Origin of the sequence: Allokutzneria sp. A3M-2-11 16, from assembly GCF_024213555.1 — a bacterium.
In the GTDB taxonomy this organism is placed as follows: domain Bacteria; phylum Actinomycetota; class Actinomycetes; order Mycobacteriales; family Pseudonocardiaceae; genus Allokutzneria.
Genome location: NZ_JANAVO010000001.1, coordinates 1,902,964 through 1,926,374, shown reverse-complemented (window position 1 = coordinate 1,926,374; position 23,411 = coordinate 1,902,964). Strand labels below are relative to the sequence as shown.

Annotated in this window: 21 protein-coding genes; 9 read left to right on the top strand and 12 right to left on the bottom strand. The window is 69.8% G+C overall.

The genetic code is table 11. The features are described from left to right. Positions 1-92 precede the first annotated feature (92 nt). From gyrA to dnaA, 7 genes are all read right to left on the bottom strand, one after another. Positions 93-2,681, bottom strand: coding sequence for a DNA gyrase subunit A (gene gyrA / locus NLX83_RS09610; protein ID WP_254234479.1), 2,589 nt, complete (start codon positions 2,679-2,681; stop codon positions 93-95). A gap of 53 nt (positions 2,682-2,734) precedes the next feature. Next, positions 2,735-4,693 carry a DNA topoisomerase (ATP-hydrolyzing) subunit B gene (gyrB, locus tag NLX83_RS09605; RefSeq protein WP_254234478.1) on the bottom strand — a complete coding sequence of 653 codons (1,959 nt, stop codon included), beginning with the start codon at positions 4,691-4,693 and terminating at the stop codon, positions 2,735-2,737. A gap of 221 nt (positions 4,694-4,914) precedes the next feature. Next, complete coding sequence (locus NLX83_RS09600) at positions 4,915-5,424, bottom strand: DUF721 domain-containing protein (RefSeq protein ID WP_254236155.1); 510 nt, start codon at positions 5,422-5,424, stop codon at positions 4,915-4,917. A gap of 151 nt (positions 5,425-5,575) precedes the next feature. After that, positions 5,576-6,730 (bottom strand): DNA replication/repair protein RecF, encoded by a 1,155-nt coding sequence (recF, locus tag NLX83_RS09595; RefSeq protein WP_254234477.1) that lies wholly within the window; start codon positions 6,728-6,730, stop codon positions 5,576-5,578. Between the two features lie 12 nt (positions 6,731-6,742). Further along, positions 6,743-7,639, bottom strand: coding sequence for a phosphogluconate dehydrogenase (NAD(+)-dependent, decarboxylating) (gene gnd / locus NLX83_RS09590; protein WP_254234476.1), 897 nt, complete (start codon positions 7,637-7,639; stop codon positions 6,743-6,745). A 45-nt stretch (positions 7,640-7,684) separates the two neighbouring features. Further along, entirely contained in the window at positions 7,685-8,818 is a 1,134-nt protein-coding gene (gene dnaN / locus NLX83_RS09585; protein ID WP_254234475.1) for a DNA polymerase III subunit beta, read from the bottom strand. A 906-nt stretch (positions 8,819-9,724) separates the two neighbouring features. Continuing rightward, a complete protein-coding gene (gene dnaA, locus NLX83_RS09580) occupies positions 9,725-11,254 on the bottom strand; it encodes a chromosomal replication initiator protein DnaA (RefSeq protein ID WP_254234474.1) in 1,530 nt (509 codons plus the stop codon). A 542-nt stretch (positions 11,255-11,796) separates the two neighbouring features. On the opposite strand from dnaA, the gene rpmH reads away from it, so the two are divergent. From rpmH to NLX83_RS09540, 8 genes are all read left to right on the top strand, one after another. Then, on the top strand, positions 11,797-11,934 hold the full coding sequence (rpmH, locus tag NLX83_RS09575) for a 50S ribosomal protein L34 (RefSeq protein ID WP_010849920.1): 138 nt from the start codon (positions 11,797-11,799) through the stop codon (positions 11,932-11,934). 14 nt (positions 11,935-11,948) lie between these two features. Beyond that, complete coding sequence (gene rnpA / locus NLX83_RS09570; protein ID WP_254234473.1) at positions 11,949-12,356, top strand: ribonuclease P protein component; 408 nt, start codon at positions 11,949-11,951, stop codon at positions 12,354-12,356. After that, entirely contained in the window at positions 12,353-12,676 is a 324-nt protein-coding gene (gene yidD / locus NLX83_RS09565) for a membrane protein insertion efficiency factor YidD (RefSeq protein ID WP_254234472.1), read from the top strand. The genes rnpA and yidD overlap by 4 nt, the downstream gene beginning before the upstream one ends. Before the next feature lie 4 nt (positions 12,677-12,680). After that, on the top strand, positions 12,681-13,718 hold the full coding sequence (yidC, locus tag NLX83_RS09560) for a membrane protein insertase YidC (RefSeq protein WP_254234471.1): 1,038 nt from the start codon (positions 12,681-12,683) through the stop codon (positions 13,716-13,718). Between the two features lie 27 nt (positions 13,719-13,745). After that, positions 13,746-14,288: a Jag family protein gene (locus NLX83_RS09555; protein WP_254234470.1), complete on the top strand. Its 543-nt coding sequence runs from the start codon at positions 13,746-13,748 to the stop codon at positions 14,286-14,288. Between the two features lie 413 nt (positions 14,289-14,701). After that, entirely contained in the window at positions 14,702-15,415 is a 714-nt protein-coding gene (rsmG, locus tag NLX83_RS09550; RefSeq protein WP_254234469.1) for a 16S rRNA (guanine(527)-N(7))-methyltransferase RsmG, read from the top strand. A gap of 97 nt (positions 15,416-15,512) precedes the next feature. Then, positions 15,513-16,409, top strand: coding sequence for a ParA family protein (locus tag NLX83_RS09545; RefSeq protein ID WP_254234468.1), 897 nt, complete (start codon positions 15,513-15,515; stop codon positions 16,407-16,409). Then, entirely contained in the window at positions 16,406-17,377 is a 972-nt protein-coding gene (locus tag NLX83_RS09540) for a ParB/RepB/Spo0J family partition protein (protein ID WP_254234467.1), read from the top strand. Before NLX83_RS09545 ends, NLX83_RS09540 begins: the two co-directional genes overlap by 4 nt. A gap of 87 nt (positions 17,378-17,464) precedes the next feature. Here the strand turns inward: NLX83_RS09540 and NLX83_RS09535 are convergent, their stop codons facing one another. Both NLX83_RS09535 and NLX83_RS09530 read right to left on the bottom strand, forming a co-directional pair. Beyond that, entirely contained in the window at positions 17,465-18,412 is a 948-nt protein-coding gene (locus NLX83_RS09535; protein ID WP_254234466.1) for a D-alanine--D-alanine ligase family protein, read from the bottom strand. A gap of 105 nt (positions 18,413-18,517) precedes the next feature. Beyond that, positions 18,518-19,861, bottom strand: a complete 1,344-nt coding sequence (locus tag NLX83_RS09530; RefSeq protein WP_374118709.1) for an aminotransferase-like domain-containing protein — start codon at positions 19,859-19,861, stop codon at positions 18,518-18,520. A 174-nt stretch (positions 19,862-20,035) separates the two neighbouring features. Between NLX83_RS09530 and NLX83_RS09525 the strand changes: the two genes are divergently transcribed. Beyond that, positions 20,036-20,671: a GNAT family N-acetyltransferase gene (locus tag NLX83_RS09525; protein WP_254234464.1), complete on the top strand. Its 636-nt coding sequence runs from the start codon at positions 20,036-20,038 to the stop codon at positions 20,669-20,671. 58 nt (positions 20,672-20,729) lie between these two features. On the opposite strand, the gene NLX83_RS09520 is transcribed toward NLX83_RS09525, so the two are convergent. The 3 genes from NLX83_RS09520 to trxB form a co-directional block, all read right to left on the bottom strand. Next, the gene (locus tag NLX83_RS09520) at positions 20,730-21,878 is read right to left on the bottom strand and encodes an N-acetylmuramoyl-L-alanine amidase (protein WP_254234463.1); all 1,149 of its coding nucleotides are present in this window, start codon (positions 21,876-21,878) and stop codon (positions 20,730-20,732) included. 195 nt (positions 21,879-22,073) lie between these two features. After that, entirely contained in the window at positions 22,074-22,397 is a 324-nt protein-coding gene (trxA, locus tag NLX83_RS09515) for a thioredoxin (protein ID WP_254234462.1), read from the bottom strand. A gap of 34 nt (positions 22,398-22,431) precedes the next feature. Beyond that, positions 22,432-23,394: a thioredoxin-disulfide reductase gene (trxB, locus tag NLX83_RS09510; RefSeq protein ID WP_254234461.1), complete on the bottom strand. Its 963-nt coding sequence runs from the start codon at positions 23,392-23,394 to the stop codon at positions 22,432-22,434. Positions 23,395-23,411 lie beyond the last annotated feature (17 nt).

Below are 23,411 nucleotides of genomic sequence, written 5' to 3'. Positions count from 1 at the left end.
GCCTGGTCGTCGGAGCGGTCGGGGTTCTCGGGTGAAGTCATCACGGTCCTTTGCCGATGGTGCGGTCCATCCAGCTAGACGCGTACTGCCGCCTAGTTGTTGCCTTCCTCGGTGTGATCGCTCACGTCGGTGTCGACGACGGCCTCAGCCTCGGTGCCGACGACGGGATCGACCACGGCCTCGACGCCGGGACCGTCAGCGGCCTCGGTGCCGGGCTCGGGTTCATTGTCATCAGCATTGCGCGCGACCGCGACCAGAGTGGTCTTCTCGCCCAGGTTCATCAGGCGCACCCCCTTGGTCTGCCTGCCCGCCTTGCGGACCTCGGCCGCGCTCGTCCGGATGACCCCGCCGCTGGAGGTGATCGCGTAGAGCTCGTCGTCGACGTCAACGATCAACGCACCGACCAGCCTGCCACGCCGCCGGTCGTGCTGGATGGTCAGCACGCCCTTCCCGCCGCGTCCCTGGATCGGGTAGTCCCCGAGCGGCGTCCGCTTCGCGTAGCCGCCGTCGGTAGCGACGAGCACGAACTTGTCGTCGGCCACCACGCCCATCGCCAGCAGTTCGTCGCCGTCGTTGAAGCGCATGCCGAGCACGCCGGAGGTGGCCCGGCCCATCGGCCGCAGCGCCTCGTCGCTGGCGTGGAAGCGGATGGACTGGCCGTCCGCGGAGACCAGGAGCAGGTCGTCGTCGGAGGAGCACAGCACCGCGCCGACCAGCTCGTCGCCCTCGCGCAGGTTGATGCCGATGAGGCCGCCGCTGCGGTTGGAGTCGAAATCGGCCAGCTTGGACTTCTTGACCAGGCCGCCCTTCGTGGCGAGCACGAGGTACGGAGCGGCGTTGTAGTCCTTGATGTGGATGACCTGGGCGATGTGCTCGTCCGGTTGGAAGGCCAGCAGGTTGGCCACGTGCTGGCCGCGGGCGGTGCGGTTGGCCTCCGGCAGCTCGTAGGCCTTCGCCCGGTAGACCCGGCCCTGGTTGGTGAAGAACAGGATCCAGTCGTGGGTGGAGCACACGAAGAAGTGCGCCACGATGTCGTCCTGCTTGAGCTGCGCGCCCTGGACGCCCTTGCCGCCGCGCTTCTGGGCGCGGTACAGGTCGGTCTTGGTGCGCTTGGCGTAGCCGGTCCTGGTGATCGTGGTGACGACGTCCTCCTCCGCGATCAGGTCCTCCATCGACATGTCACCGTCGAAGGGGATGATCTTGGTGCGGCGGTCGTCGCCGTGCTTGTCCACGATCGCCATCAGCTCGTCGCGGACGATCTGCCGCTGCCGCTCCGGCTTGGCGAGGATGTCCTTGAGGTCGGCGATCTCGATCTCGATCTCGGCCAGCTGGTCGACGATCTTCTGCCGCTCCAGGGCCGCGAGTCGGCGCAGCTGCATCTCCAGGATCGCGTTGGCCTGGACCTCGTCGACGCCGAGCAGGTCGATCAGGCCGGAACGCGCGGTGTCCGGGGTGTCGGAGCGGCGGATCAGCGCGATGACCTCGTCGAGCATGTCCAGCGCCTTGACCAGGCCGCGCCAGATGTGCGCGCGCTCCTCGGCCTTGCGCAGGCGGTACTGGGTCCGCCGGTTGATGACCTCGACCTGGTGCTTCACGTAGTGCCGGATCATCTGGTCCAGCCGCAGCGTGCGCGGCACGCCGTCGACCAGAGCCAGCATGTTCACGCCGAACGAGTACTGCAGCTGGGTGTGCTTGTAGAGGTTGTTCAGCACCACCTTGGCGACGGCGTCGCGCTTGATGGTGATGACGATCCTCATGCCCCGGCGGCTGTTGGACTCGTCGGCGATGTTGGCGATGCCGGTGAGCTTGCCGTCGCGCACCAGGTTGGCGATGTTCTCGACCAGGTTGTCCGGGTTGACCTGGTACGGCAGCTCGGTGACGACGAGGATCGTGCGGCCCTTGGCGTCCTCGTCGACGTCGACGACGGAGCGCATCCGGACCGAGCCGCGTCCGGTGCGGTAGGCCTCCTCGATGCCGGAGGTGCCCAGGATCTGCGCGTGCGTCGGGAAGTCCGGCCCCTTGATCCGCATCATCATCGCGGCCAGCGTCTCGTCCTCGCCGGCTTCCCAGTTCTCCAGCGCCCAGACCACGCCCTCGGCGACCTCGCGCAGGTTGTGCGGGGGGATGTTGGTCGCCATGCCGACCGCGATGCCCGCGGAACCGTTGATCAGCAGGTTCGGGATGCGGGAGGGCAGGACGTCGGGTTCCTGGGTGCGACCGTCGTAGTTCGGCCGGAAGTCGACGGTGTCCTCGTCGATGTCGGCGAGCATGTGCATCGCCAGCGGCGCGAGCCGGGACTCGGTGTACCGCATGGCGGCCGCGGGGTCATTGCCCGAGGAGCCGAAGTTGCCCTGGCCGTCGACCAGCGGGTAGCGCAGCGCCCACGGCTGGGCCAGCCGCACCAGGGTGTCGTAGATCGAGGAGTCACCGTGCGGGTGGTAGTTGCCCATGACGTCGCCGACGACGCGCGAGCACTTGTTGTAGCCGCGGTCCGGGCGGAAACCCGAGTCGAACATCGAGTAGAGCACGCGGCGGTGCACCGGCTTGAGGCCGTCCCGCACGTCCGGCAGCGCCCGGCCGACGATGACGCTCATCGCGTAGTTGATGTAGGAGTTCTGCATCTCCTGCTGGATGTCGACCGGCTCGGTCCGGTCGTGCTCCGGCGGCAGAGTTTCAGTCATTGCAGTCCTTCTCGTGCGTCAGCGTTCGGGCCGGGCGGGTCGGGCGGAGCCGATCAGACGTCGAGGAACCGGACGTCCTTGGCGTTGCGGGTGATGAAGGACCGCCGGGCCTCGACGTCCTCCCCCATCAGCACGCTGAACAGCTCGTCGGCCGTCGCGGCGTCGTCCATCGTCACCTGGAGCAGCACCCGCTGCGCCGGATCCATGGTGGTCTCCCACAGCTCGTCGGCGTTCATCTCGCCGAGACCCTTGTAGCGCTGGATGTTGTCGTCCTTGCCGAGCTTCTTGCCCGCGGCCAGGCCCTGCTCGATCAGCCCGTCGCGCTCGCGGTCGGAGTAGGCGAACTCGGGCTCGGTGCGCAGCCACTTGATCTTGTAGAGCGGCGGCTGCGCCAGGTAGACGTAACCGTGCTCGATCAGCGGGCGCATGAAGCGGAACAGCAGCGTCAACAGCAGCGTGCGGATGTGCTGGCCGTCGACGTCGGCGTCGGCCATCAGCACGATCTTGTGATACCGCAGCTTCTCTAGGTCGAACTCCTCGTGGATGCCGGTGCCGAGCGCGGTGATCATGCTCTGCACCTCGTTGTTCTTCAGCACGCGGTCGATGCGCGCCTTCTCAACGTTGATGATCTTGCCGCGGATCGGCAGGATCGCCTGGTACATCGAGTCCCGGCCTTCCTTGGCCGAGCCGCCCGCCGAGTCGCCCTCGACGACGTAGATCTCGCACTCCTCCGGATTGGTGGAGCGGCAGTCCTTGAGCTTGCCGGGCAGGCCGCCGATGTCCAGCGCGCCCTTGCGGCGGACCAGTTCGCGGGCCTTGCGCGCGGCCATCCGGGCCTGCGACGAGGAGATCGCCTTGGTGATGATCGTCTTCGCGTCGGCGGGGTTGCGGTCCATCCAGTCGGCCAGGTGCTCGTTGCACGCCTTCTGCACGAAGGACTTCGCCTCGGTGTTGCCGAGCTTGGTCTTGGTCTGCCCCTCGAACTGGGGCTCCTTGAGCTTCACCGAGATGATCGCGGCGAGGCCCTCGCGGACGTCGTCGCCGGAGAGGTTGGTGTCCTTCTCCTTGAGGAACTTCTTGTCGCGCGCGTACTCGTTGATGACGCGGGTCAGCGCGGCGCGGAAGCCCTCCTCGTGGGTACCGCCCTCGTGGGTGTTGATCGTGTTCGCGAAGGTGTAGACCGACTCGGAGTAGCCGGTGTTCCACTGCATCGCGATCTCGACCTCAAGGGTGTCGCCCTTGGCCTCGAAGCCGATGACGCTCTTGTGGATCTCGTCGCGGGTGGCGTTGATGTGCCGGACGAAGTCCTCGAGGCCACCGGGGTAGTGGAAGGTGCGCTCGCGGAGCTTGCCGACCTCCGCGTCCTCCTCGCCCTCGGCCAGCCGCTCGTCGCGCAGGATGATCGTCAGGCCCTTGTTGAGGAAGGCCATCTCCTGCAGCCTGCGGGCGATCGTCTCGATGTTGTAGACGGTGGTCTCGAAGATCCCCGGGTCGGCCCAGTAGGTGATCGAGGTCCCGGTGCGGTCGGTGTCCTCTTCCCGGCGCAGGTCGTGCACGGGCTTGGAGCCCTCGTAGCGCTGCCGGTAGACCGAGCCGTTCTGGTGGATCTCCACGTCGACCGCGGTGGCCAGCGCGTTCACCACCGAGATGCCGACGCCGTGCAGACCGCCGGAGACCGCGTAGCTCTCACCGTCGAACTTGCCGCCCGCGTGCAGCTTGGTCATGACGACCTCGACGGCGGGCCGTCCCTCGCCCGCCATGATGCCGGTGGGGATGCCGCGGCCGTCGTCGATGACGCGCACGCCGCCGTCGGCGAGCAGGGTCACGTCGACCTTGGTGGCGAAACCCGCCATCGCCTCGTCGACCGCGTTGTCGACCACCTCCCAGATGAGGTGGTGCAGTCCCCGCTCACCGGTCGAGCCGATGTACATACCCGGCCGCTTGCGGACGGCTTCCAGGCCCTCGAGGACGGTGATCGATGACGCGTCGTACTCGTTCTTGTTCTCAGCCACGGGCCTGGTGTCTCCTCGCAGACAAGGTGCACGCGATGTTGGCGGGACCACCCCGCAGGGAGAGCGGGCCCAACCTTCTCAATCTTACCGGGCGGCGCCGACAGAACGGGCACTAGGACACCCCTGAGAACGTCACAGGGCGATTTGCGCGAACTTCACCACGTCCTGAGTGCTGCGACACTGGTTCGACACGCCTGCGGCGCTCTCCTTGGCGGCTGATTTCAACCGTACGTGTCGCGCGGGCCGCGGCCGGGTGCATGGCGCGGGCCGTACCGCCAGCTCGGCGCAGCCGGTCCCTGGACCTTCAGCCTGCGCACGACGTTGTTTCCGACGCCTGCGGCGATCTTCGTGAGCAACTGGCGCTGCAGCAACCGCAACTGTGTCGCCCATGCGGTCGAACTGGCCTGGACGGTGAGCTCACCGTCCTGCAGCGTGATCGGTTTGGCGTGCTCGGCGACCTCGTCCCCGACCAGGGCGGCCCAGCGGCTGAACACGTGTCCCCCGGCGAGCTGCCCCTGCCAGCCGCGGTCGGCGACGATCCGCGACGCGAGCCTGCCGAGCGGCTGTGGATCGCGGTCGTCGGCCCCGGGCCCGGACCAGCGGCGGCGCCTGCGCGAGCCGCCCGACCGGGCCGTGCTCTTCGAGCCCGACCGGCCCTTGGGGACACCTCGCGCCTTCGCCTGGGCCTTCGCGGCCTCCAGGGCGGCCTTGGCGAGGTCGGATCCTCGCAGTGCGTGCTCGGTTCCGGCCGTGTCACCACCCTGCCGGGTAGAACCACCCGGGTTTATCCCTGGGTCCGGTGCCGTCCCGCCTCGACGCGTGACCGAGTTGTCCACACTGTCCACAGGGTTATCCCCAGATGTGCGACGGCCGTCCCCCTGCTCATCGGACACGGTGGATCTCTCCTTCCCCCACGTCGTAGCGGACCGCGTCGAGCTCGGCCGGCACGTCCTCGGCGACCGCGGCGGTCACCAGCACCTGCTCCGCCGCCGCCGCGACCGTAGCCAGCCGCTGCCGTCGCCGCCGGTCCAGCTCGGCGAAGACGTCGTCCAGCACGAGCACCGGCTCGACCCCGTCCCCGCGCAGCACCTCGTAGGCGCCCAGCCGCAGGGCCAGCGCGAACGACCACGACTCGCCGTGACTGGCGTAGCCCTTCGCAGGCGCGTCACCGAGGATCAGCTCGACGTCGTCGCGGTGCGGCCCGACCAGGCACACCCCGCGGTCCAGCTCCTGGGAGCGGACCTTGGCCATCGACTCCAGCAGCAGCGTCTCCAGCTGCTCGGCGTCGGCCCTCGGCCCGCCGGGCACACCGTAGCCCTCCGGCAGGTCCGCGCCCAGGGTGCTGCGGTAGCGGATCTGCGCGGGCCGCGATTCCGGCGCCACCCCCGCGTAGGCGGCCGCGACCAGCGGTTCCAGGTCGGCGACCAGGTTCAGCCGGTAGGCCAGCAGCTGGGCGCCGTGCCGGGCCAGGTGCCCGTCCCAGACCTCCAGCGTGCTGATGTCGCCGCCCCGCCCGGCCCGGCGCGCGGCACCCGAGCTCTTCAGCAGCGCGCCGCGCTGCTTGAGCACCCGCTCGTAGTCGGAGCGCAACCCCGCCAGCCGAGGTGTGCGCGCCACCAGCAGGTCATCGGCGAAGCGCCTGCGCTCCCCGGGATCGCCCCGGACGAGCGCCAGGTCCTCCGGCGCGAAGAGCACCGTCCGGAGGATGCCCAGCACATCGCGCGGTTTGCCCGCGGGGGCGCGGTTGATCCGGGCGCGGTTGGCCTTGCCCGGCGTGATCTCCAGCTCGACCAGCAGTTCCCGCCCGCTGTGCACGACGGCGGTGCGGACGACGGCGCGCGGTGCGCCGATCCGGACGAGCGGGGCATCGGTGGCCACCCGGTGCGAGGACAGGGTGGCCACGTAGCCGATGGCCTCGACCAGGTTGGTCTTGCCCTGGCCGTTCGCCCCGATCAGCACGCTGGGGCCCGGTTCGAGGGGCACGTCGGCGTGCGCCCAGGAGCGGAAGTCGGTGACCTGGAGGTGTCTGACGTACACGCGGGTCGGGGGTCAGCTTCCGGCCTTGTGCACGGCGTGCCCGCCGAACTGGTTGCGCAGCGCGGCCACCGCGCGCATCGCGGGCGAGTCGTCCTGCCGGGAGGCGAACCGCGCGAACAGCGCCGCGGAGATCACCGGGGCGGGCACCGCGAGGTTGATCGCCTCCTCGATGGTCCACCGGCCCTCGCCGGAGTCCTCGACGTAGCCGCGCAGGTCGTCCAGCTCCGGGTCCGAGTCCAGCGCCCGCACCAGCAGGTCGAGCAGCCAGGACCGGACGACCGTTCCGCGCTGCCACGCCTTGATCACCGAGGGCACGTCGGTGACGACCTTCGAGGCGTCCAGCAGCTCGAAGCCCTCGGCGTAGGCCTGCATCAGGCCGTACTCGATGCCGTTGTGCACCATCTTCGAGAAGTGCCCGGCACCGACGGCACCCGCGTGCGCGAAGCCCTCCTCGCGGGGCCCGTCCGGACGGAGCGCGTCGAAGATCGGCATCGCTTTGTCCACATTGGACTTGTCGCCGCCGACCATCAGGCCGTAGCCGTTGTCCAGTCCCCACACGCCACCGGAGACCCCGCAGTCGAGGTAACCGATCCCCTTGTCCGCCAGGAACTTCGCGTGCTCCTGGTCATCGGTGAAGCGGGAGTTGCCGCCCTCGACGACCAGGTCGCCCTCGCTGAGCAGCTCGCCGAGCTCCTCCACGGTCTGCCGGGTCGGCCCCCCGGCCGGAACCATGATCCAGACGACCCGCGGGCCGTCCAGCCTCGCGACCAGATCGGCGAGCGAGGAGGCGTCGCTGACGTCCGGGTTGCGGTCGTAGCCGACCACGTCGTGCCCGGCGCGGCGCAGCCGCTCGCGCATGTTGAAGCCCATCTTGCCGAGACCGACGAGTCCGAGCTGCACCGATGCCATCCTTTTCGAACGGGGGCTGAAAGCGTTGCGGGTAAGGGGTATCCGTCAGTCCGGCAGCCGAACCGGCATCAGCAGGTACACGTAGCCGGGCAGCAGGTTGCCGTCCTCGCCGACCGGCTTGATCAGCGCGGGGCGCTTGGAGCTGGTGAACTCCAGCTGGGCGCGGTCGGTGTGCAGCGCGCCGAGGCCGTCCAGCAGGTAGCCGGGGTTGAACGCGATGGTCAGCGGCTCGCCGGTGAGCTCGACGGCGAGCTCCTCCTCCGCGCTGCCCTCGTCGTCGCCGCCCGCGGTCAACCGCAGGCCGGACTCGCTGAACTCCAGCCGCACCTGGGTGCCGCGCTCGGCGACCAGCGAGACGCGCTTGATCGCCTCGACCAGCTTCGCCACCTCGATGACGGCCGCGGCGCTGTGCTCGCTCGGCAGCAGCTGGCGGTACTTCGGGAACTCCGCGTCCAGCAGCCGGGTGGTGGTGCGGCGGCCGGAACCGGCGAGGCCGAGCAGTCCGTCGGTCGAGCCGAGGGACAGCTCGATCTTGTTGCCGGACCCGCCGAGGGTCTTGGCCGCGTCGGCCATGGTGCGCGCCGGGACCAGCACCGCGGTCTCCACCGCGCCCGACGGCTCCCACTCGAACTCGCGCATGGCCAGCCGGAAGCGGTCGGTGGCGACGAGGGTGAGCTTGGAGTCGGCGATCTCCAGGCGGACGCCGGTCAGCATCGGCAGCGTGTCGTCCTTGCCCGCGGCGACCGCGACCTGGCTGACCGCCCCGGCGAACACCTCGGCCTGGAGCAGACCGGCCAGCTGCGGCATGTTCGGCAGCGACGGGTAGTCCTCGACCGGCATGGTCGGCAGGCTGAACTTCGAGCTGCCGCAGGTGATGCTCACCCGGCTGCCGTCGACGGCGATCTCGACGGGCTGGTTCGGCAACGATTTGGTGATGTCGGCCAGCAACCGCCCGGAGACCAGCGTCTTGCCGCCGGTCGCGACCATCGCGGGGACGCCGACCTGGGCGGAGACCTCGTAGTCGAAGCCGGAGATGGTCAGGGTCTCGCTGGAGTCCTCGCCCGAGCCCGCGTCCAGCAGCACACCGCCGAGGACCGGCACCGGCGGCCGCGAGGGCAGGCTGCGAGCGACCCAGGCGACGGCGTCGGCAAGGCCGTCGCGCTCGACGCGGATCTTCATGGGGCTTCCTTTCGGGTTCGGCACGCGCCGCCGACGCGGCGACGGGGCAACCACGCGTTTTCCGCGCACCTGACCGGCTTCGACGCTCCACATCGCCAATAAACCTCTGGTGGCGAGCGAGCGGCCGATGCCGGCTGAGGACCGGGACCGACCGGCGGCTGGTGTGCGGTGGCACCACGGTAGAGCGTCGACGGCGGATGCGTCATCTCGGCCTGGACGTCCCCGACCCCCTCGGTGGGCGAGCCATCCCCAGATCCCCAGCCCCCTGCTTTTTCTTTGTTCTTCTTCTTCAAGGGAAAACCAACAGCAGTAATAGGGGCTGTGGATTGTGTGGACAGCCGTCGTCTTCGCAGGTCCGAGTCGGTTCTCCAGTGTGGATTGATCGTGGCGTGGACCGGTGGATAACTCGGGCCGGGTGTGGATGGATTTTCTTGCCACCCCCGCAATCCACATCTGTCCCCAGCTGTCCACAGAACGCTCCCCAGATGTGGGTGGGGTTGCCCCCAGGTTCCACACAGCCCGAGCGTGGCCCGGATCTCCCTGGATGGGGGACAAAATCGGCGACTTTTCTGGGGCCGCTGGTCCGTTCGGCAGCCCACAGGGCCAATAAAGAACGCCGCCCCTGACCGTGGGACGGCTGTCGCCGAGGCGCGTCGGCGGAGGGTTTCTCCGGGTGTGGGTTACGGGACGAGGGCGCGCGTCGGCCCGGCTTCAACCGCCAGGGGACAGGGGATCACACCCCCGGAGAACGCCGGGAGGCCGGTCTCGGCCACCCCCGGCGCCGCGCTCCCCATCCTGAATAAAGAAGGTGGGCCGAGCGCGAGGACGAGCTGGGGCGACCCCGGCACGCGCGCGTGCGTCAGCGAGCCCGTACGGGCGGTGCGGGGGTGGGAGTGCGCGCCGGGGTCAGCCCTTGGCGCGCATCTTGATGCGCGAGGTCAGCTCCTGCACCTGGTCGTAGGTGCGCCGCCGCTCCGCCATCTCCTTGCGGATCTTCTTGTCCGCGTGCATCACGGTGGTGTGGTCGCGGCCGCCGAAGGTCTGCCCGATCTTCGGCAGCGACAGGTCGGTGAGCTCGCGGCACAGGTACATCGCGATCTGCCGGGCACCGGCGAGCGCCTTGGTCTTCCCGGGGCCGCAGAGGTCGTCGATGGTCAGCGTGAAGAATTCCGCGGTGACCGCCATGATCGTCGGCGCGGTGATCTCCGGCGCGTGCGAGTCGGGGATCAGGTCGCGCAGCACGATCTCGGCGAGCTGGGTGTCCACCTGCTGCCGGTTGAGCGAGGCGAAGGCCGTCACCCGGATCAGCGCGCCCTCCAGCTCGCGGATGTTGCGCTCGACCCGGGCCGCGATGAACTCCAGCACCTCGGCGGGCACGTTCAGCCGGTCCTGGGCGGCCTTCTTGCGGAGGATCGCGATCCGCGTCTCCAGCTCGGGCGGCTGGACGTCGGTGATCAGGCCCCACTCGAAGCGCGTGCGCAGCCGGTCCTCCAGCGTCTCCAGCCGCTTGGGCGGCCGGTCCGAGGAGACCACGATCTGCTTGTTCGCGTTGTGCAGCGTGTTGAAGGTGTGGAAGAACTCCTCCTGCGTGCCTTCCTTGCCCTCCAGGAACTGGATGTCGTCGACGAGCAGGATGTCGACGTCCCGGTAGCGGCGCTGGAAGGCGACCTTGCGGTCGTCGCGCAGGGAGTTGATGAAGTCGTTGGTGAACTCCTCCGTGGACACGTAGCGCACGCGCATCCCGGGGAACAGCCGCTGCGCGTAGTGCCCGACCGCGTGCAGCAGGTGGGTCTTGCCCAGCCCGGACTCCCCCCAGACGAACAGGGGGTTGTAGGCGCGCGCGGGTGCCTCGGCCACCGCGACCGCCGCCGCGTGGGCGAAGCGGTTGGAGGCGCCGATGACGAACGTGTCGAAGGTGTACTTCTCGTTGAGCTTGGTCTGCGAGGTCGGCGGGCCGTGCCGGGGCGCGGTGAACGGCTGGCCCGCGAGCCCGCCCTCGGGTGCCTGGCCGTTGAACGTCGGCCAAATCTCGTTGACCGTGGCCAGCGCCTCGCGCTCCTCGTCGACCTCCTCCTCGCCGTCCTCGGTGATGACCGGGAGCGGGCGGGTGATCTCGGAGGCGGTCTCCGGCGGCACCGCGATGCCGGGCGGCGGGCTGACCACCGGCGCGGTCGGCTGGGCGGTGTCCACCTTCACCGCGAGCGAGACGGTCCCGCCGAGGTGGCGGGACAGCGCCGCGGTGATCGGGCCGCGCAGGCTGCGCTCGATGGCGTCCTTGGCGAAATCGCTCGGGGCGGCGAGCAGGGCGGTGCCGTCCAGCAGGCCGATCGGCCTGGTGATCTGCATCCACGCGCGCTGCTGCCGGGTCAGGGTTCCCGCGGACAGTTCCTGGACGACCCGGTCCCAGATCAGAGCCAGATCATGGTTGTCGGACACTGCTGCGCTCCCCTCCCCTCGCTCGCACACGACCCGTCGGGCCGGCGGGATCCACCCGCCTGCCCGTACCCGAGTCGCGACGCGGAGTCGGTGAGGATAAGGGCGTCCACAGGATTATCCACAACTGTGCATGAAGGTACGGCGGGATGCCCCGCTACCTCGAACGGCCCCCGGCCCATGTGTGGTGCCCGAATGCCTGTACAGGGTGTTCGGCGAACTCCGTGGAGCCTGGCTCCCCGAGCGCGGACAGGCACGCTAGCAACGCCCGGGACGAGCCACAAGGGCACGCCCGCGATCGGTTGCGGCGAAGTCAACCGACCGTGTGCAGTCCGTAGCTCGGTGGTGGTGGACGCCCCCGGATTTGATGTGCGGATGTCCGGTGCGTACCCTCGAACGGTCTCCCGCGCGCAGCGGGAGCGTTGCGCTGCGCCCCGACATTTGGCTTCACGAGTCAACGGCGTCGCGGGGCAGCACCTTCCTTACCTCGGTAGGCGTGGGACGACCACAGACCTGCCAGTAATGAGCAACCGGGAGATCCGTCCGTGAGCAAGCGCACCTTCCAGCCCAACAACCGTCGTCGCGCCAAGACCCACGGGTTCCGGCTGCGCATGCGCACCCGCGCCGGCCGCGCCATCCTGGCTGCTCGCCGCCGCAAGGGACGCGCTGAGCTGTCGGCCTGACCGCCGCCTACGCCGTGCTCCCCGCGGTCTCCCGGCTCAGGCGTCGCCAGGACTTCGGTCTGGTGATGCGCCGGGGACGGCGCAGTGGACGTTCCCGGCTCGTGGTGCACGCTCTGCTGCCCGAGCGGGAGGTAGGCATGGCCGAAGCGGTTGACGCGACGCAGCCCACTCCAGACGGGGGTCTCCCGTCGCGAGTGGGCTTTGTCGTGAGCAAGGCGGTCGGCAACTCCGTCGTGCGGCACCGCGTCAGCCGCAGGCTCCGGCACCTGCTGGGGCCGCGGCTGGCCGAGCTGCCGACCGGTTCCCAGCTCGTCGTCCGCGCGCTCGCGCCCGCGGCCACGGCCACGAGCACCGAGCTGGCCGCCGATCTCGACGCGGCGCTGCGCAAGCTGCGCCGGATGTCACGCGGACCGTCGTCATGACCGAGCACCAGCCACCCGAGGCCGACTCGGGCCGACCTGGTCTCGCCGGACGCGTGCTGCTGCTCCCCGTCCGCGGGTACCGCAGATGGATCTCCCCCCTGCTCCCCCCGTCCTGTCGCTTCTACCCAAGCTGCAGCACGTACGCCGTCGAGGCGATCACCGTGCACGGCGCGCTCCGGGGCTCCTGGCTCGCCGCGCGCCGACTGCTCCGCTGCGGCCCCTGGCACCCTGGAGGCATGGACCCCGTTCCACCGCGCCGAGGGTCACGTGGCGAGTCCACTGACCAGGAGCGGGTTCACCACATCCCCGCCGAGGAGTAGCTTCGTGCTGGATTTCATCAACTACCCGGTGTCAGGCATCATGTGGGTCTGGCACAAGGTCTTCGGGGCTTTGTTCGGAGCCTCCAGCGGCATCGCCTGGGCGCTGTCCATCATGTTCCTGGTCTTCACCCTGCGGGCCATCCTCTTCAAGCCGTTCGTCAAGTACGTGCGCTCCATGAAGCAGATGCAGGAGTTCGCTCCGCAGATGCAGAAGCTGCGGGAGAAGTACGGCAACGACCGGCAGCGCCTCGCGGCGGAGATGCAGAAGCTCCAGTCCGAGCACGGCTTCAACCCGCTCGGCGGCTGCCTGCCGATGCTGGTGCAGATCCCGGTCTTCTTCGGTCTGACCAACGTGCTCCAGGGCTTCCAGGCCAACGCGACGAAGAACTTCTTCTTCGGTGCCGAGGAGGTCAAGTCCTACCTCGCCGCCAAGCTGTTCGGCGCGAACTTCTCGTCCTCGCTGACCGCGGCCGCCGAGACGCTGGGCCAGTACGGCACGGTCCGCGCGGACCAGGTCGCCGTGACGATCCCGATCATGATCGTGGCGAGCGCGCTGACCCACCTCACCTCGCGGCACTCGGTCGCCCGGCAGAACCCCGCCGCGGCCAACCAGCAGACCGCGATCATGAACAAGCTGGCGCTCTACGTCTTCCCGCTGGGCGTGCTCGTCGCCGGTCTCTTCCTGCCCATGGGCATGCTGCTCTACTGGCTGAGCAACAACCTCTGGACGCTGATGCAGCAGTACGTGGTCTACCACCGCATCGACCGCGAGGAAGAGCAGAAGAAGCAGGACGCGATCTCGAAGCGGCAGAACCTCGCCCCGAAGCCGGGCCAGAAGCCGAGCCGCAAGCGCCCCGCCGCGGACACCACCGCGGACACCACCGCGAAGGCCGAGGGCGACGACACCGACGCCGAGACGGAGAAGCCCGCCGCGAACGGCTCTGCTCCCAAGAAGGACTCCACCCGGCCGAAGCCGGGCACGGTCCCTGGGATCATCGACGACCGTTCCCGCGGCAAGAAGCAGAGTCGCAAGCGCCGCTGAGGCGGCTGCCAGTTGAGAGGAGAAACCGTGTCGGAGACCTTGCAGGCCGCGGATGCGGACGTGCGAACCGACGCCACCGGTTCAGCCGCTGAGGCCGAGGGCGGCGAGTCGCTGCTCGTGCGCGAGGGCGACGTCGCCGGGGACTACCTGGAGCGGTTGCTCGACCTGCTCGACTACGACGGGGACATCGACCTCGACGTCGAGGCCGGTCGCGCCGTGGTGAGCATCGACGGTGGTGAGGATCTGGAGAAGCTGGTCGGTCGCCGCGGCGAGGGACTGGAATCCCTCCAGGAGCTGACCCGCCTCGCGGTGCAGCAGGCCACCGGGGTGCGCAGCCGGCTGATGCTCGACGTCGCGGGCTGGCGGGCCAAGCGCCGGGAGGAGCTGAGCGAGCTCGGCCGGTCCACCGCGGAGAAGGTCCTGGAGACCGAGAAGTCCATCCGCATGCGCCCGATGACCCCGTTCGAGCGCAAGGTCGTGCACGACGCGGTCGCGAGCGTGACCGGCGTGCACAGCGAGAGCGAGGGCGAGGAGCCCAACCGCCGCGTGGTCGTGTTCCGCACTTCCTGACGCAGCACCCCGAAGGGCCCCGTGGTCGCCGACCGCGGGGCCCTTTCGTATGCCAGGCTGCCCCGGACGAAGGAACTGGCGAGCGAATCTCCGCCCAAGCCCCCGCTCAGCTTGACCGCCTCACCCGCCGCAGAGGACCCTTGTTTTCGGGGGAACCCGCACCGGGCGAAAGCCACCCTCGCTACGCGGCGCGTAACGAGGTTCACCTCGCCCGCCATCCGCTTCCCTTCTCGCTTCGGACCCGTGATGCTTGGCCGGTGGCGCGTTCGCCGCGCCCGTTGGCGCATGAGCGGCGAGCCGGAGCGGGTGGCCCCGGGCGGACCCCCGATACTCGTTTCACGTGAAACACGGCGATGCGTTCGCCACGCGGAGCGCCATGTTTCACGTGAAACGCAACCGCGAGCTGGAGAGAGATGAACGAAACCGAACAGCGTCCGTCCGCGCCGACACCCACAGGCCCCCCGTCCGGAGCGGATCAGGTGTTCGGGTCGCGCCTGGAGCTCGCGGTACGGTTCCACGACCTGCTGGCGCAGCGCGGCGTCGAGCTCGGACTCATCGGTCCCCGCGAGGTGGACCGGCTGTGGGATCGGCACCTGATGAACTCGGCGGTGATCAGCGATCTCTTCCCGGAGGGCGCGCGCGTGGTTGACGTCGGCTCCGGAGCCGGACTGCCGGGCATCCCGCTGGCGATCGTCCGGCCGGATCTGCGGCTGACGCTGCTGGAGCCGATGGCTCGCCGGGTGGGCTGGCTGGAGGACGTGACGGACGACCTGGGACTGTCCTCGGTCACCGTCGTCCGTGGCCGCGCCGAGGAGAAGGCGGTGCGGACGGCCCACGGGGGCGCCGATGTGGTGACTGCCCGGGCGGTCGCACCGCTGGCCAAGCTCGCGGCGTGGTGCCTGCCGCTGGCGCGGACCGGTGGTCTGCTGGTGGCACTCAAGGGCGCCAGCGCGGCCGAGGAGATCGAGCGGGACGCCCGCGAGGTGAAGGCGGCCGGTGGTGGCGACCCGGAGGTTGTCACCCGGGGCGACGGGGTGTTGGAGGTGCCGACCACGGTGGTGCTCGTACCGCGGGTCGAGGTCGACCGCGGCCGTGATGCCCGGCGGCGCAGGAGGAAGGATCGGTGAGCGTGAGTCGCAGAACGGAGCGGTGGATGTTCCACGTGAAACAGTGGGTTCGTACGGGGCGCACAGCGCGCCGAATGCCGGAGAGGGGCAACACGCGGTGACGACCTCCGACCAGTTCTCCGGGTGGACCCCGATCGCCGAGGAGGCCGCCAGGGCCACCAAGGTGCTCCACCCCGACGCGCAGCAACTCCCCCAGCCCGCCCGGCGCCGGATCCTCACCGTCGCCAACCAGAAGGGCGGCGTCGGTAAGACCACGAGCACCGTCAACCTGGCCGCGGCCTTGGCCATACACGGCCTGAAGGTCCTCGTGATCGACCTCGACCCGCAGGGCAACGCCAGCACCGCCCTGGGCGTCGAGCACCGCTCCGGCACCCCGTCCATCTACGAGGTGTTGATCGGCGAGATCTCGGTGTCCGACGCGGCCGCGGTCAGCAGCCAGTCCGACAACCTCTACTGCGTCCCGGCCACCATCGACCTGGCCGGCGCGGAGATCGAACTGGTCTCCATGCCGAACCGGGAGGGGCGGCTCAAGGAGGCCCTCTCCCCCGAGGCGCTGGACGAGCTCCGCCCGGACTACGTCTTCATCGACTGCCCGCCGTCGCTCGGCCTGCTCACGGTGAACGCGCTCGTGGCGGCCCGCGAGGTGCTCATCCCGATCCAGTGCGAGTACTACGCCCTGGAGGGACTCGGCCAGCTGCTGCGCAACATCGAGCTGGTGCAGGCGCACCTGAACCCGACGCTGGACGTCTCCACGATCCTGCTGACGATGTACGACGGGCGCACCAAGCTGGCCGACCAGGTCACCGCCGAGGTCCGGTCGCACTTCGGGGACCACGTGCTGAAGACGGTCATCCCCAGAAGCGTGAAGGTCTCGGAGGCGCCGGGCTTCGGACAGACGGTGCTCGCTTACGATCCGGGTTCACGTGGAGCGATGAGCTACCTCGACGCCGGTCGCGAGCTGGCCATCCGGGGCACGCAGATGGAGCGGACATGAGCGAACGGAAAGGCGGCCTCGGACGGGGGCTCGCCGCCCTGATCCCCCAGGGCCCCCCGGGCGGTGCCGGAGCGGCGGCGGGCGGCGGACTCGCCGTGGCCAACCGCGAGGGCGGGAAGCCGGAGGAGTTCACCGGGAAGGTCGCGGGCGCGGTCTACCGCGAGGTGCCGATCCCGGAGATCAAGACCAACGCGAAGCAGCCGCGCCAGGTCTTCGACGACGAGGCGCTGGCCGAGCTGGAGCACTCGATCCGCGAGTTCGGCCTCATGCAGCCGATCGTCGTGCGCGAGCTCTCCCGCAACTCCTACGAGCTCGTCATGGGCGAGCGGCGGCTGCGTGCGTCCAAGCAGGCCGGGCTGACCAAGATCCCGGCCATCGTCCGGCAGACCGCCGACGACGCGATGCTCCGGGACGCGCTGCTGGAGAACATCCACCGCGTCCAGCTGAACCCGCTCGAAGAGGCGGCGGCCTACCAGCAGCTGCTGGAGGAGTTCGAGGTCACCCACGAGGAACTGGCCTCGCGGATCGGCCGCAGCCGCCCGGTCATCACCAACATGATCCGGTTGCTGAAGCTCCCCCTCCCCGTGCAGCGGCGGGTGGCGGCCGGGGTGCTCTCCGCCGGGCACGCCCGCGCCCTGCTCGGCCTGGAGGATTCCGGCGGCCAGGAGGAGCTGGCGGCGCGCATCGTCGCCGAGGGCATGTCGGTGCGGGCCACCGAGGAGGCGGTCACCCTCGCGAAGAGCGAGCTGCCCGCCAAGCCGAAGCCCGCTGCCCGCAAGCCGATGCACGCGCCCGGTCTCCAGGATCTGGCCGAGCGACTGTCGGACAGTTTCGAGACCCGGGTGAAGGTCGAACTCGGCAAGCGCAAGGGCCGGATCGTGGTCGAGTTCGGCTCGGTGGACGACCTCGAACGCATCGTGGCGATGATGCAGCCGAATGGGGCAAATCGGACACAAAACGGGGCCTAGCCGTCACACTGGGTCGTTTTGTCACGGTGACGAAATGAAAATGGGGCCTCCGAGACGCGATGAGCGTCCGGAGGCCCCTTTGCCGTGTCAGCCGCGAGCGATGGCCTTCTCGACGAGTCCGGCGAAGACCTCGCCGAGCGAACGCCCGGACGCCTCGACCGCCATTGGCAGCAGCGAGGTCTCGGTCAGTCCGGGCGAGACATTCACTTCGAGGAAGTGCACGGTGCCGTCCGCGGCCACGATCGCGTCCGTCCGCGACACGTCCCGCAGACCGAGCAGCCGGTGCGCCGCGACGGCCAGCTCCCCCACCGACTTCGCCTCGGCCTCGGCGAGCCGCGCGGGCGCGTGGTAGTGGGTGAGCCCGGCGGTGTAGCGCGCCGCGTAGTCGTAGAGGCCGCTCTCCGGGACGATCTCCACCGCGGGCAGGGCCACCGGTCCGTCCAGGCTGTCGACGACGCTCACCGCGACCTCGACGCCCTCGATGTAGCGCTCGGCCATGACGGTGTCGCCGTAGGCCAGGCAGCCGACCATCGCCGCGGGCAGTTCCGTCGCGTCGCGCACCACGCGGGCCCCCAGGGCCGAGCCGCCCTGGTCCGGCTTGAGGATCAGCGGCAGGCCGAGCCGGTCGACCAGCGAGTCGAGCACCGACTGTGCCCCGAGCACCCGGAAGGTGCTGTGCGGCAGCACCACCCAGTCCGGCGTTGCCAGCCCGGAGCGGGCGAGCTCGGCCTTGGCGGTCGGCTTGTCCCAGGCCCGGCGGCACGCCTTCGAGTCGGTTCCGACGAACGGGACGCCGGTCAGCTCCAGCACCGACTGCACGGCGCCGTTCTCGCCCTCGCCGCCGTGCAGCGCGACCACCACCGCGTCGGGCCGAGAGCCCCGCAGACGGCTCAGCAGCGTGCCGTCGGCGTCCCACTCCTCGACGACCAGACCGGTGCCGCGTAGGGCCGCTGAGAGCCTCCGTCCCGACCGCAGGGAGACCTCGCGCTCGTGCGAGAGCCCGCCGGACAACACGGCGATCCAGCGATCCGACACCCTTACTCCTCGTGATGACCTGGCAGTGGACAACCCTGTGGACAACTCGGCCCCATTCTGGGGACAACTAGCCACTATCGGTGGACAGCTGTGGACAACTCCGTGTCAGGCAGTATCCGGCGCGGGCGACTGCGGGCCGCTGAGCTGCCGCGTCGTCACCGTTCCGAACGTGCGCAGCAGTTCGAGCTCGCCTTCGAGCACCGTCGCCAGCCGCCGCACCCCCTCCCGGATCCGCTCCGGGGTCGGGTAGCAGAACGACAACCGCATCTTCCTGCTGCCGAACCCGTCGCCGTAGAACGCCGTGCCCGGCACGTAGGCCACGCGCTGGGTCACCGCCCTCGGCAGCATCGCCTTCGTGTCGATGCCTTCCGGCACGGTCAGCCACACGTAGAAGCCGCCGTCCGGCCTGGTCCAGGTGCAGCCAGCGGGCAGGTGCTGTTCGAGCGCGGTGAGCATCGCGTCCCGGCGCTCGCGGTAGGCCTGCTGGTAGACCTTGATCTGGCCCTTCCAGTCGTGCTTGGCCAGGTACTTCGCCACCACGGCCTGGGTGATCGTCGGCGGGCACAGCGTCGCGGACTCGGCGGCCAGCACCAGCTTCTCCCGCACGGCGTGCGGCGCGAGCGCCCAGCCCACCCGGAGCCCGGGCGCGAACGTCTTGGAGAACGAGCCGAGGTACACCACGTTGTCCGGCTCGCTCGCGCGCAGCGCCGGGTAGGTCTGCCCGTCGAACCCGAGCAGCCCGTACGGGTTGTCCTCGATGATCAGCACGTTGTGCTCGGCGCAGATGCGCAGGATCTCCGGGCGGCGCTCCACCGAGAGGGTCACGCCGCCGGGGTTGTGGAAGTTGGGGATCGTGTAGAGGAACTTCACCCGCCTGCCGCCGGCCCGCACGGCGTCCAGCGCGGCGCTGAGCGCGGACGGGATCAGGCCGTTGTCGTCGATCTCGACGTGCACGACCTCGGCCTGGTAGGCGGTGAAGGTGCCGAGCGCGCCGACGTAGGACGGGGCCTCGGCGAGCACCACGTCGCCCGGATCGCAGAAGATCCTGGTCACCATGTCCAGCGCGCTCTGCGAGCCGACGGTCACCACGACGTCGTCCGGGTGGGCCGAGATGCCCTCCAACGCCATGACCTCGCAGATCTGCTCGCGCAGCTGCGGAATGCCCTGGGCGGAGCCGTACTGGAGGGCCTGCTGGCCCTCGGTCGCGATCAGCTCGGCCACGTCGGTGGCCAGCGAGTCCATCGGCAGCGCGGCCAGGTACGGCATCCCGCCCGCCAGCGAGACCACCTCGGGGCGGCTGGCGACGGCGAACAGGGCGCGGATCTCCGACGCGGTCATGCCCGCGGTCCTGGCCGCGTAGCGCTGAACGTGCGGGTCGAGGCTGCGACCCGCAGCTGCCACAACCGAAGGGTTGCTTTGCTGCTCAGGTCCCTGTCCCGGTAGGTTCATGCGGCGCTCCCTGGGGCCGTGCACACCGACAACGTCGGTCTAGTCTAGAAAGACGCCGGTCGGGGCGGCCCCACCATGCTGGCTATGTCACTTTCGGCCGTGGGCCCGGCGCGCCTATGCTGGTTAGCGTTCTCGTCGGAGAAGGCGAGTGACGTCCTTCTGCGGGGAGGTCAGGTGTCGCGACGCGTCGACAGCGTCACGCTGGACAACCTGGACCATCTGCCTCGGCACTGCCGGGGCTGTGTGTTCTGGGAGCTGGCCCCGCATATCAAGGAGCAGGCCGAGGAGTTCGGCCAGACCGAGCTCGAGAAGGAAGCCTGGGTCTCCAGCGTCCTGCTGGAATGGGGTTCCTGCGGCCGGATCGCCTACAGCGACAACGTGCCAGCGGGTTTCGTGCTCTACGCGCCGCCCAACGCCGTCCCCCGCGCCGCCGCCTTCCCCACCGCCCCGGTCAGCCCGGACGCGGTCATGCTCACCTCGCTGAAGGTGCTGCCGGAGTTCGAGGGCACCGGGCTGGGCCGGATGCTCATCCAGGCCGTGGCCAAGGACCTCACCCGCCGCGGCGTGAGGGCGATCGAGGCGTTCGGCAGCGCCCAGGAGAAGGACAGGGACAGCTGTGTGATCCCGTCCGGCTTCCTGGTCAGCGTCGGGTTCAAGACGGTGCGGGAGCACCCGCGCTGGCCGCGGCTGCGCCTGGAGCTGCGCACCGGCCTGACCTGGAAGGAAGACGTCGAGGCCGCGTTGGAGCGGCTGCTCGGCGAGGTCAGCATCACCAGCACCGCTTCGCTCTCCGAGTCCAGCCTGCGCTGAGGCCCACCAACGACGAGAAGCCCCGGCCTCGTGGCCGGGGCTTCTTCGCGTCGTGGGCTCAGTCCGCCTTGGCCAACTCGTACTGGAGCAGGTCCTTGAAGGTGAACGTGCCGGTCGGCTGGTCGTTCTCACCGAGCAGGTAGAGCCGCTTCACCGCGACGAGGATGCCCTCGGCCACGATGTCGCGGAACGCCGGGTCGAGCAGGCGGCGGCGGTCGTTCTCGTTGGTCAGGTAACCCACCTCGACCCGCACCGCGGGGCAGCGGGTCAGCCGCAGCGTCTCCCAGGTCTTGGGGTGGGTGTTGCAGTCCAGCAGGCCGGTCCGCGCGGTGAGCTCGCGCTGGATGAAACCGGCCAGCGCCTCCCCCACGGTGGACGACGTGGTGCCCTGGCCGGTGCCAAAGTGGTAGGTCGACACGCCCTCGGCCAGCGGGGACCGGTTCGCGTCGGTGTGCAGCGACAGGAACAGGTCGGCGCCGGCCTTGTTGGCGAACTGGGCGCGGTCGGCCTCGGCGGGGCACACCTGCTCACCGCGGGAGAGCAGCGCCTCCATGCCGGTGGCGACCATGCGGCCCTCGAGCCTGCGGGCGAGGTCCCAGACCAGGTCGGCCTCGGCGACACCGGCGACGAACACGCCGCGGTCCTGGCCGCCGTGGCCCGGGTCGATCACGATGCGCTTGCCGCTCAGCCGGGGGCCGGAGTTGCGCAGGTTCTCCTGTTCGCGCAGGAAGACCTGGCGGCCGCCGCGGGCGCGCGGGGACAGCTGGCGCAGGGCGCGCAGCGTGCCAGGACCGCACATGCCGTCCACGACCAGGCCGTAGTCGCGCTGGAAGTTGCGCAGCGCGTGCTCGGTCTGGCTGCCGAAGACCCCGTCGGCCCGACCGGCGTTGTAGCCGAGCTCCAGCATCCGTTCCTGGAGCGCGTAGACGTCGTCCCCGCACATCGGGTTGGACACCAGGTAGGCCAGGTTGCGGTCGCCGAGGCGCCACCGGGCGTCGCAGAGGCTGCGGTAGGTGGCGGGACCGACGATGCCGTCGGTGATCAGCCCGCGCTGCTGCTGGAAGGTGCGCACCGCGTGCTCGACGGCGTCGTCGAAGACGTCCGGGCGGCCGGAGCCGGTCGCGGGAGGCAGCAGCTTCAGCGTGACGAGGGTGGCTCGGATCTCGGCAACGGCTGGACCATCGTCACCGCGGCGGAGCAGCAGCATGCACCCCTCGCTTGTATTTCAGGCGCCGAGAGACGCGGCGCGGATCGTGAAAGCCATATTGTGCCCTGCTACTCCACGCGGCCTTCTTCGGGCTACAGGGAGTGGCCGGACGCCCACAACAGGCGAACCCCGGCCCACCCATCTAAGACGGATCTGGGTGGACCGGGGTTGCATGGCGACGATCGGCGAGCGACCTCAGATGTGGTCGGTGATCTCCTTGAGCAGCGCGGCCTTCGGCTTGGCGCCGACGATCTTCTGCACCGGCTGGCCGTCCTTGAACAGGATCAGCGTCGGCACGGACATGATCTGGTAGTCCCGCGCGATGCCCGCGTTGGCGTCGATGTCCAGCTTGGCGATGGTGAGCTGGTCCGCCTTTTCCGCGGCGATCTCCTCCAGCACCGGCGCGACCATCTTGCACGGTCCGCACCAGGTCGCCCAGAAGTCCACCAGCACGGGCTTGCTGCTCTTCAGGACCTCGTCGGCGAAGGTCGCCTCGGTGACGGTCACGGTGTTCGCCATGTTCTCTCCTGGGTAGTCGCTGCGGGTCTGCTGATCAGTTGGCGGCCGCGGGGACGGCTTCGGCGGCGGGGGCGTGCTCAGCCAGCCAGCGCTCGGCGTCGATCGCGGCCGAGCAGCCGGACCCGGCCGCGGTGATCGCCTGCCGGTAGGTGTGGTCGACCAGGTCGCCGCAGGCGAAGACGCCGTCGATCTTGGTGGCGGTGCTCGGGTGCCGCACGTCCACGTAGCCGTCGGAGTCGGTGTCCACCTGGCCGCGGACCAGCTCGCTGCGCGGGTCGTGCCCGATCGCCACGAACAGGCCGGTCACCGGCAGCAGGGACTCCGCGCCGGTCACCGTGTCGGTGACCCGGACGCCGGTGACGCTGGTCTCCCCGAGCACCTCGGTGACGGCCGCGTTGGTGAGCCACTTGATCTTCTCGTTGGCCCGCGCGCGCTCCAGCATGATCCGCGAGGAACGGAACTCCTCCCGCCGGTGGATGATCGTCACCGACTTGGCGAAGCGGGTCAGGAAGGTGGCCTCCTCCATCGCCGAGTCACCGCCGCCGACGACCGCGATGTCCTGGTCGCGGAAGAAGAACCCGTCGCAGGTGGCGCACGCGGACACGCCGTGCCCGAGCAGCGCCTGCTCCCCGGGAACGTGCAGGTAGCGGGCTGCCGCGCCCATCGCCAGGACCACCGAGCGGGCCTGGTAGCGGACGCCGTTTGCCAGGACCGTCTTGATCTCGCCGGTCAGGTCCAGCTCTTCGACGTCCTCGGCCCGCAGCTCCGCCCCGAAGCGCTCGGCCTGGGCGCGCATCTGCTCCATCAGGTCCGGGCCCATGATGCCGTCGCGGAAGCCGGGGTAGTTCTCCACCTCGGTGGTGGTCATCAGCGCGCCGCCGAACTGGCTGCCCTCGAACACCAGCGGGTCCAGCTGGGCGCGTGCCGCGTAGACGGCCGCGGTGTATCCGGCCGGGCCGGAACCCACGATGATCAGGTTTCGGACGTCTGCACTCACCTAGGGCCTCCGCGTCT

Coding starts and splice junctions, on each gene's coding strand:
- dnaN (WP_254234475.1), bottom strand. CDS start 8,818: ATGAAGATCCGCGTCGAGCGCGACGGCCTTGCCGACGCCGTCGCCTGG.
- rsmG (WP_254234469.1), top strand. CDS start 14,702: ATGAACGAAACCGAACAGCGTCCGTCCGCGCCGACACCCACAGGCCCC.
- gnd (WP_254234476.1), bottom strand. CDS start 7,639: ATGGCATCGGTGCAGCTCGGACTCGTCGGTCTCGGCAAGATGGGCTTC.
- NLX83_RS09540 (WP_254234467.1), top strand. CDS start 16,406: ATGAGCGAACGGAAAGGCGGCCTCGGACGGGGGCTCGCCGCCCTGATC.
- NLX83_RS09520 (WP_254234463.1), bottom strand. CDS start 21,878: ATGCTGCTGCTCCGCCGCGGTGACGATGGTCCAGCCGTTGCCGAGATC.
- gyrA (WP_254234479.1), bottom strand. CDS start 2,681: ATGACTGAAACTCTGCCGCCGGAGCACGACCGGACCGAGCCGGTCGAC.
- yidD (WP_254234472.1), top strand. CDS start 12,353: ATGACCGAGCACCAGCCACCCGAGGCCGACTCGGGCCGACCTGGTCTC.
- NLX83_RS09530 (WP_374118709.1), bottom strand. CDS start 19,861: ATGAACCTACCGGGACAGGGACCTGAGCAGCAAAGCAACCCTTCGGTT.
- trxA (WP_254234462.1), bottom strand. CDS start 22,397: ATGGCGAACACCGTGACCGTCACCGAGGCGACCTTCGCCGACGAGGTC.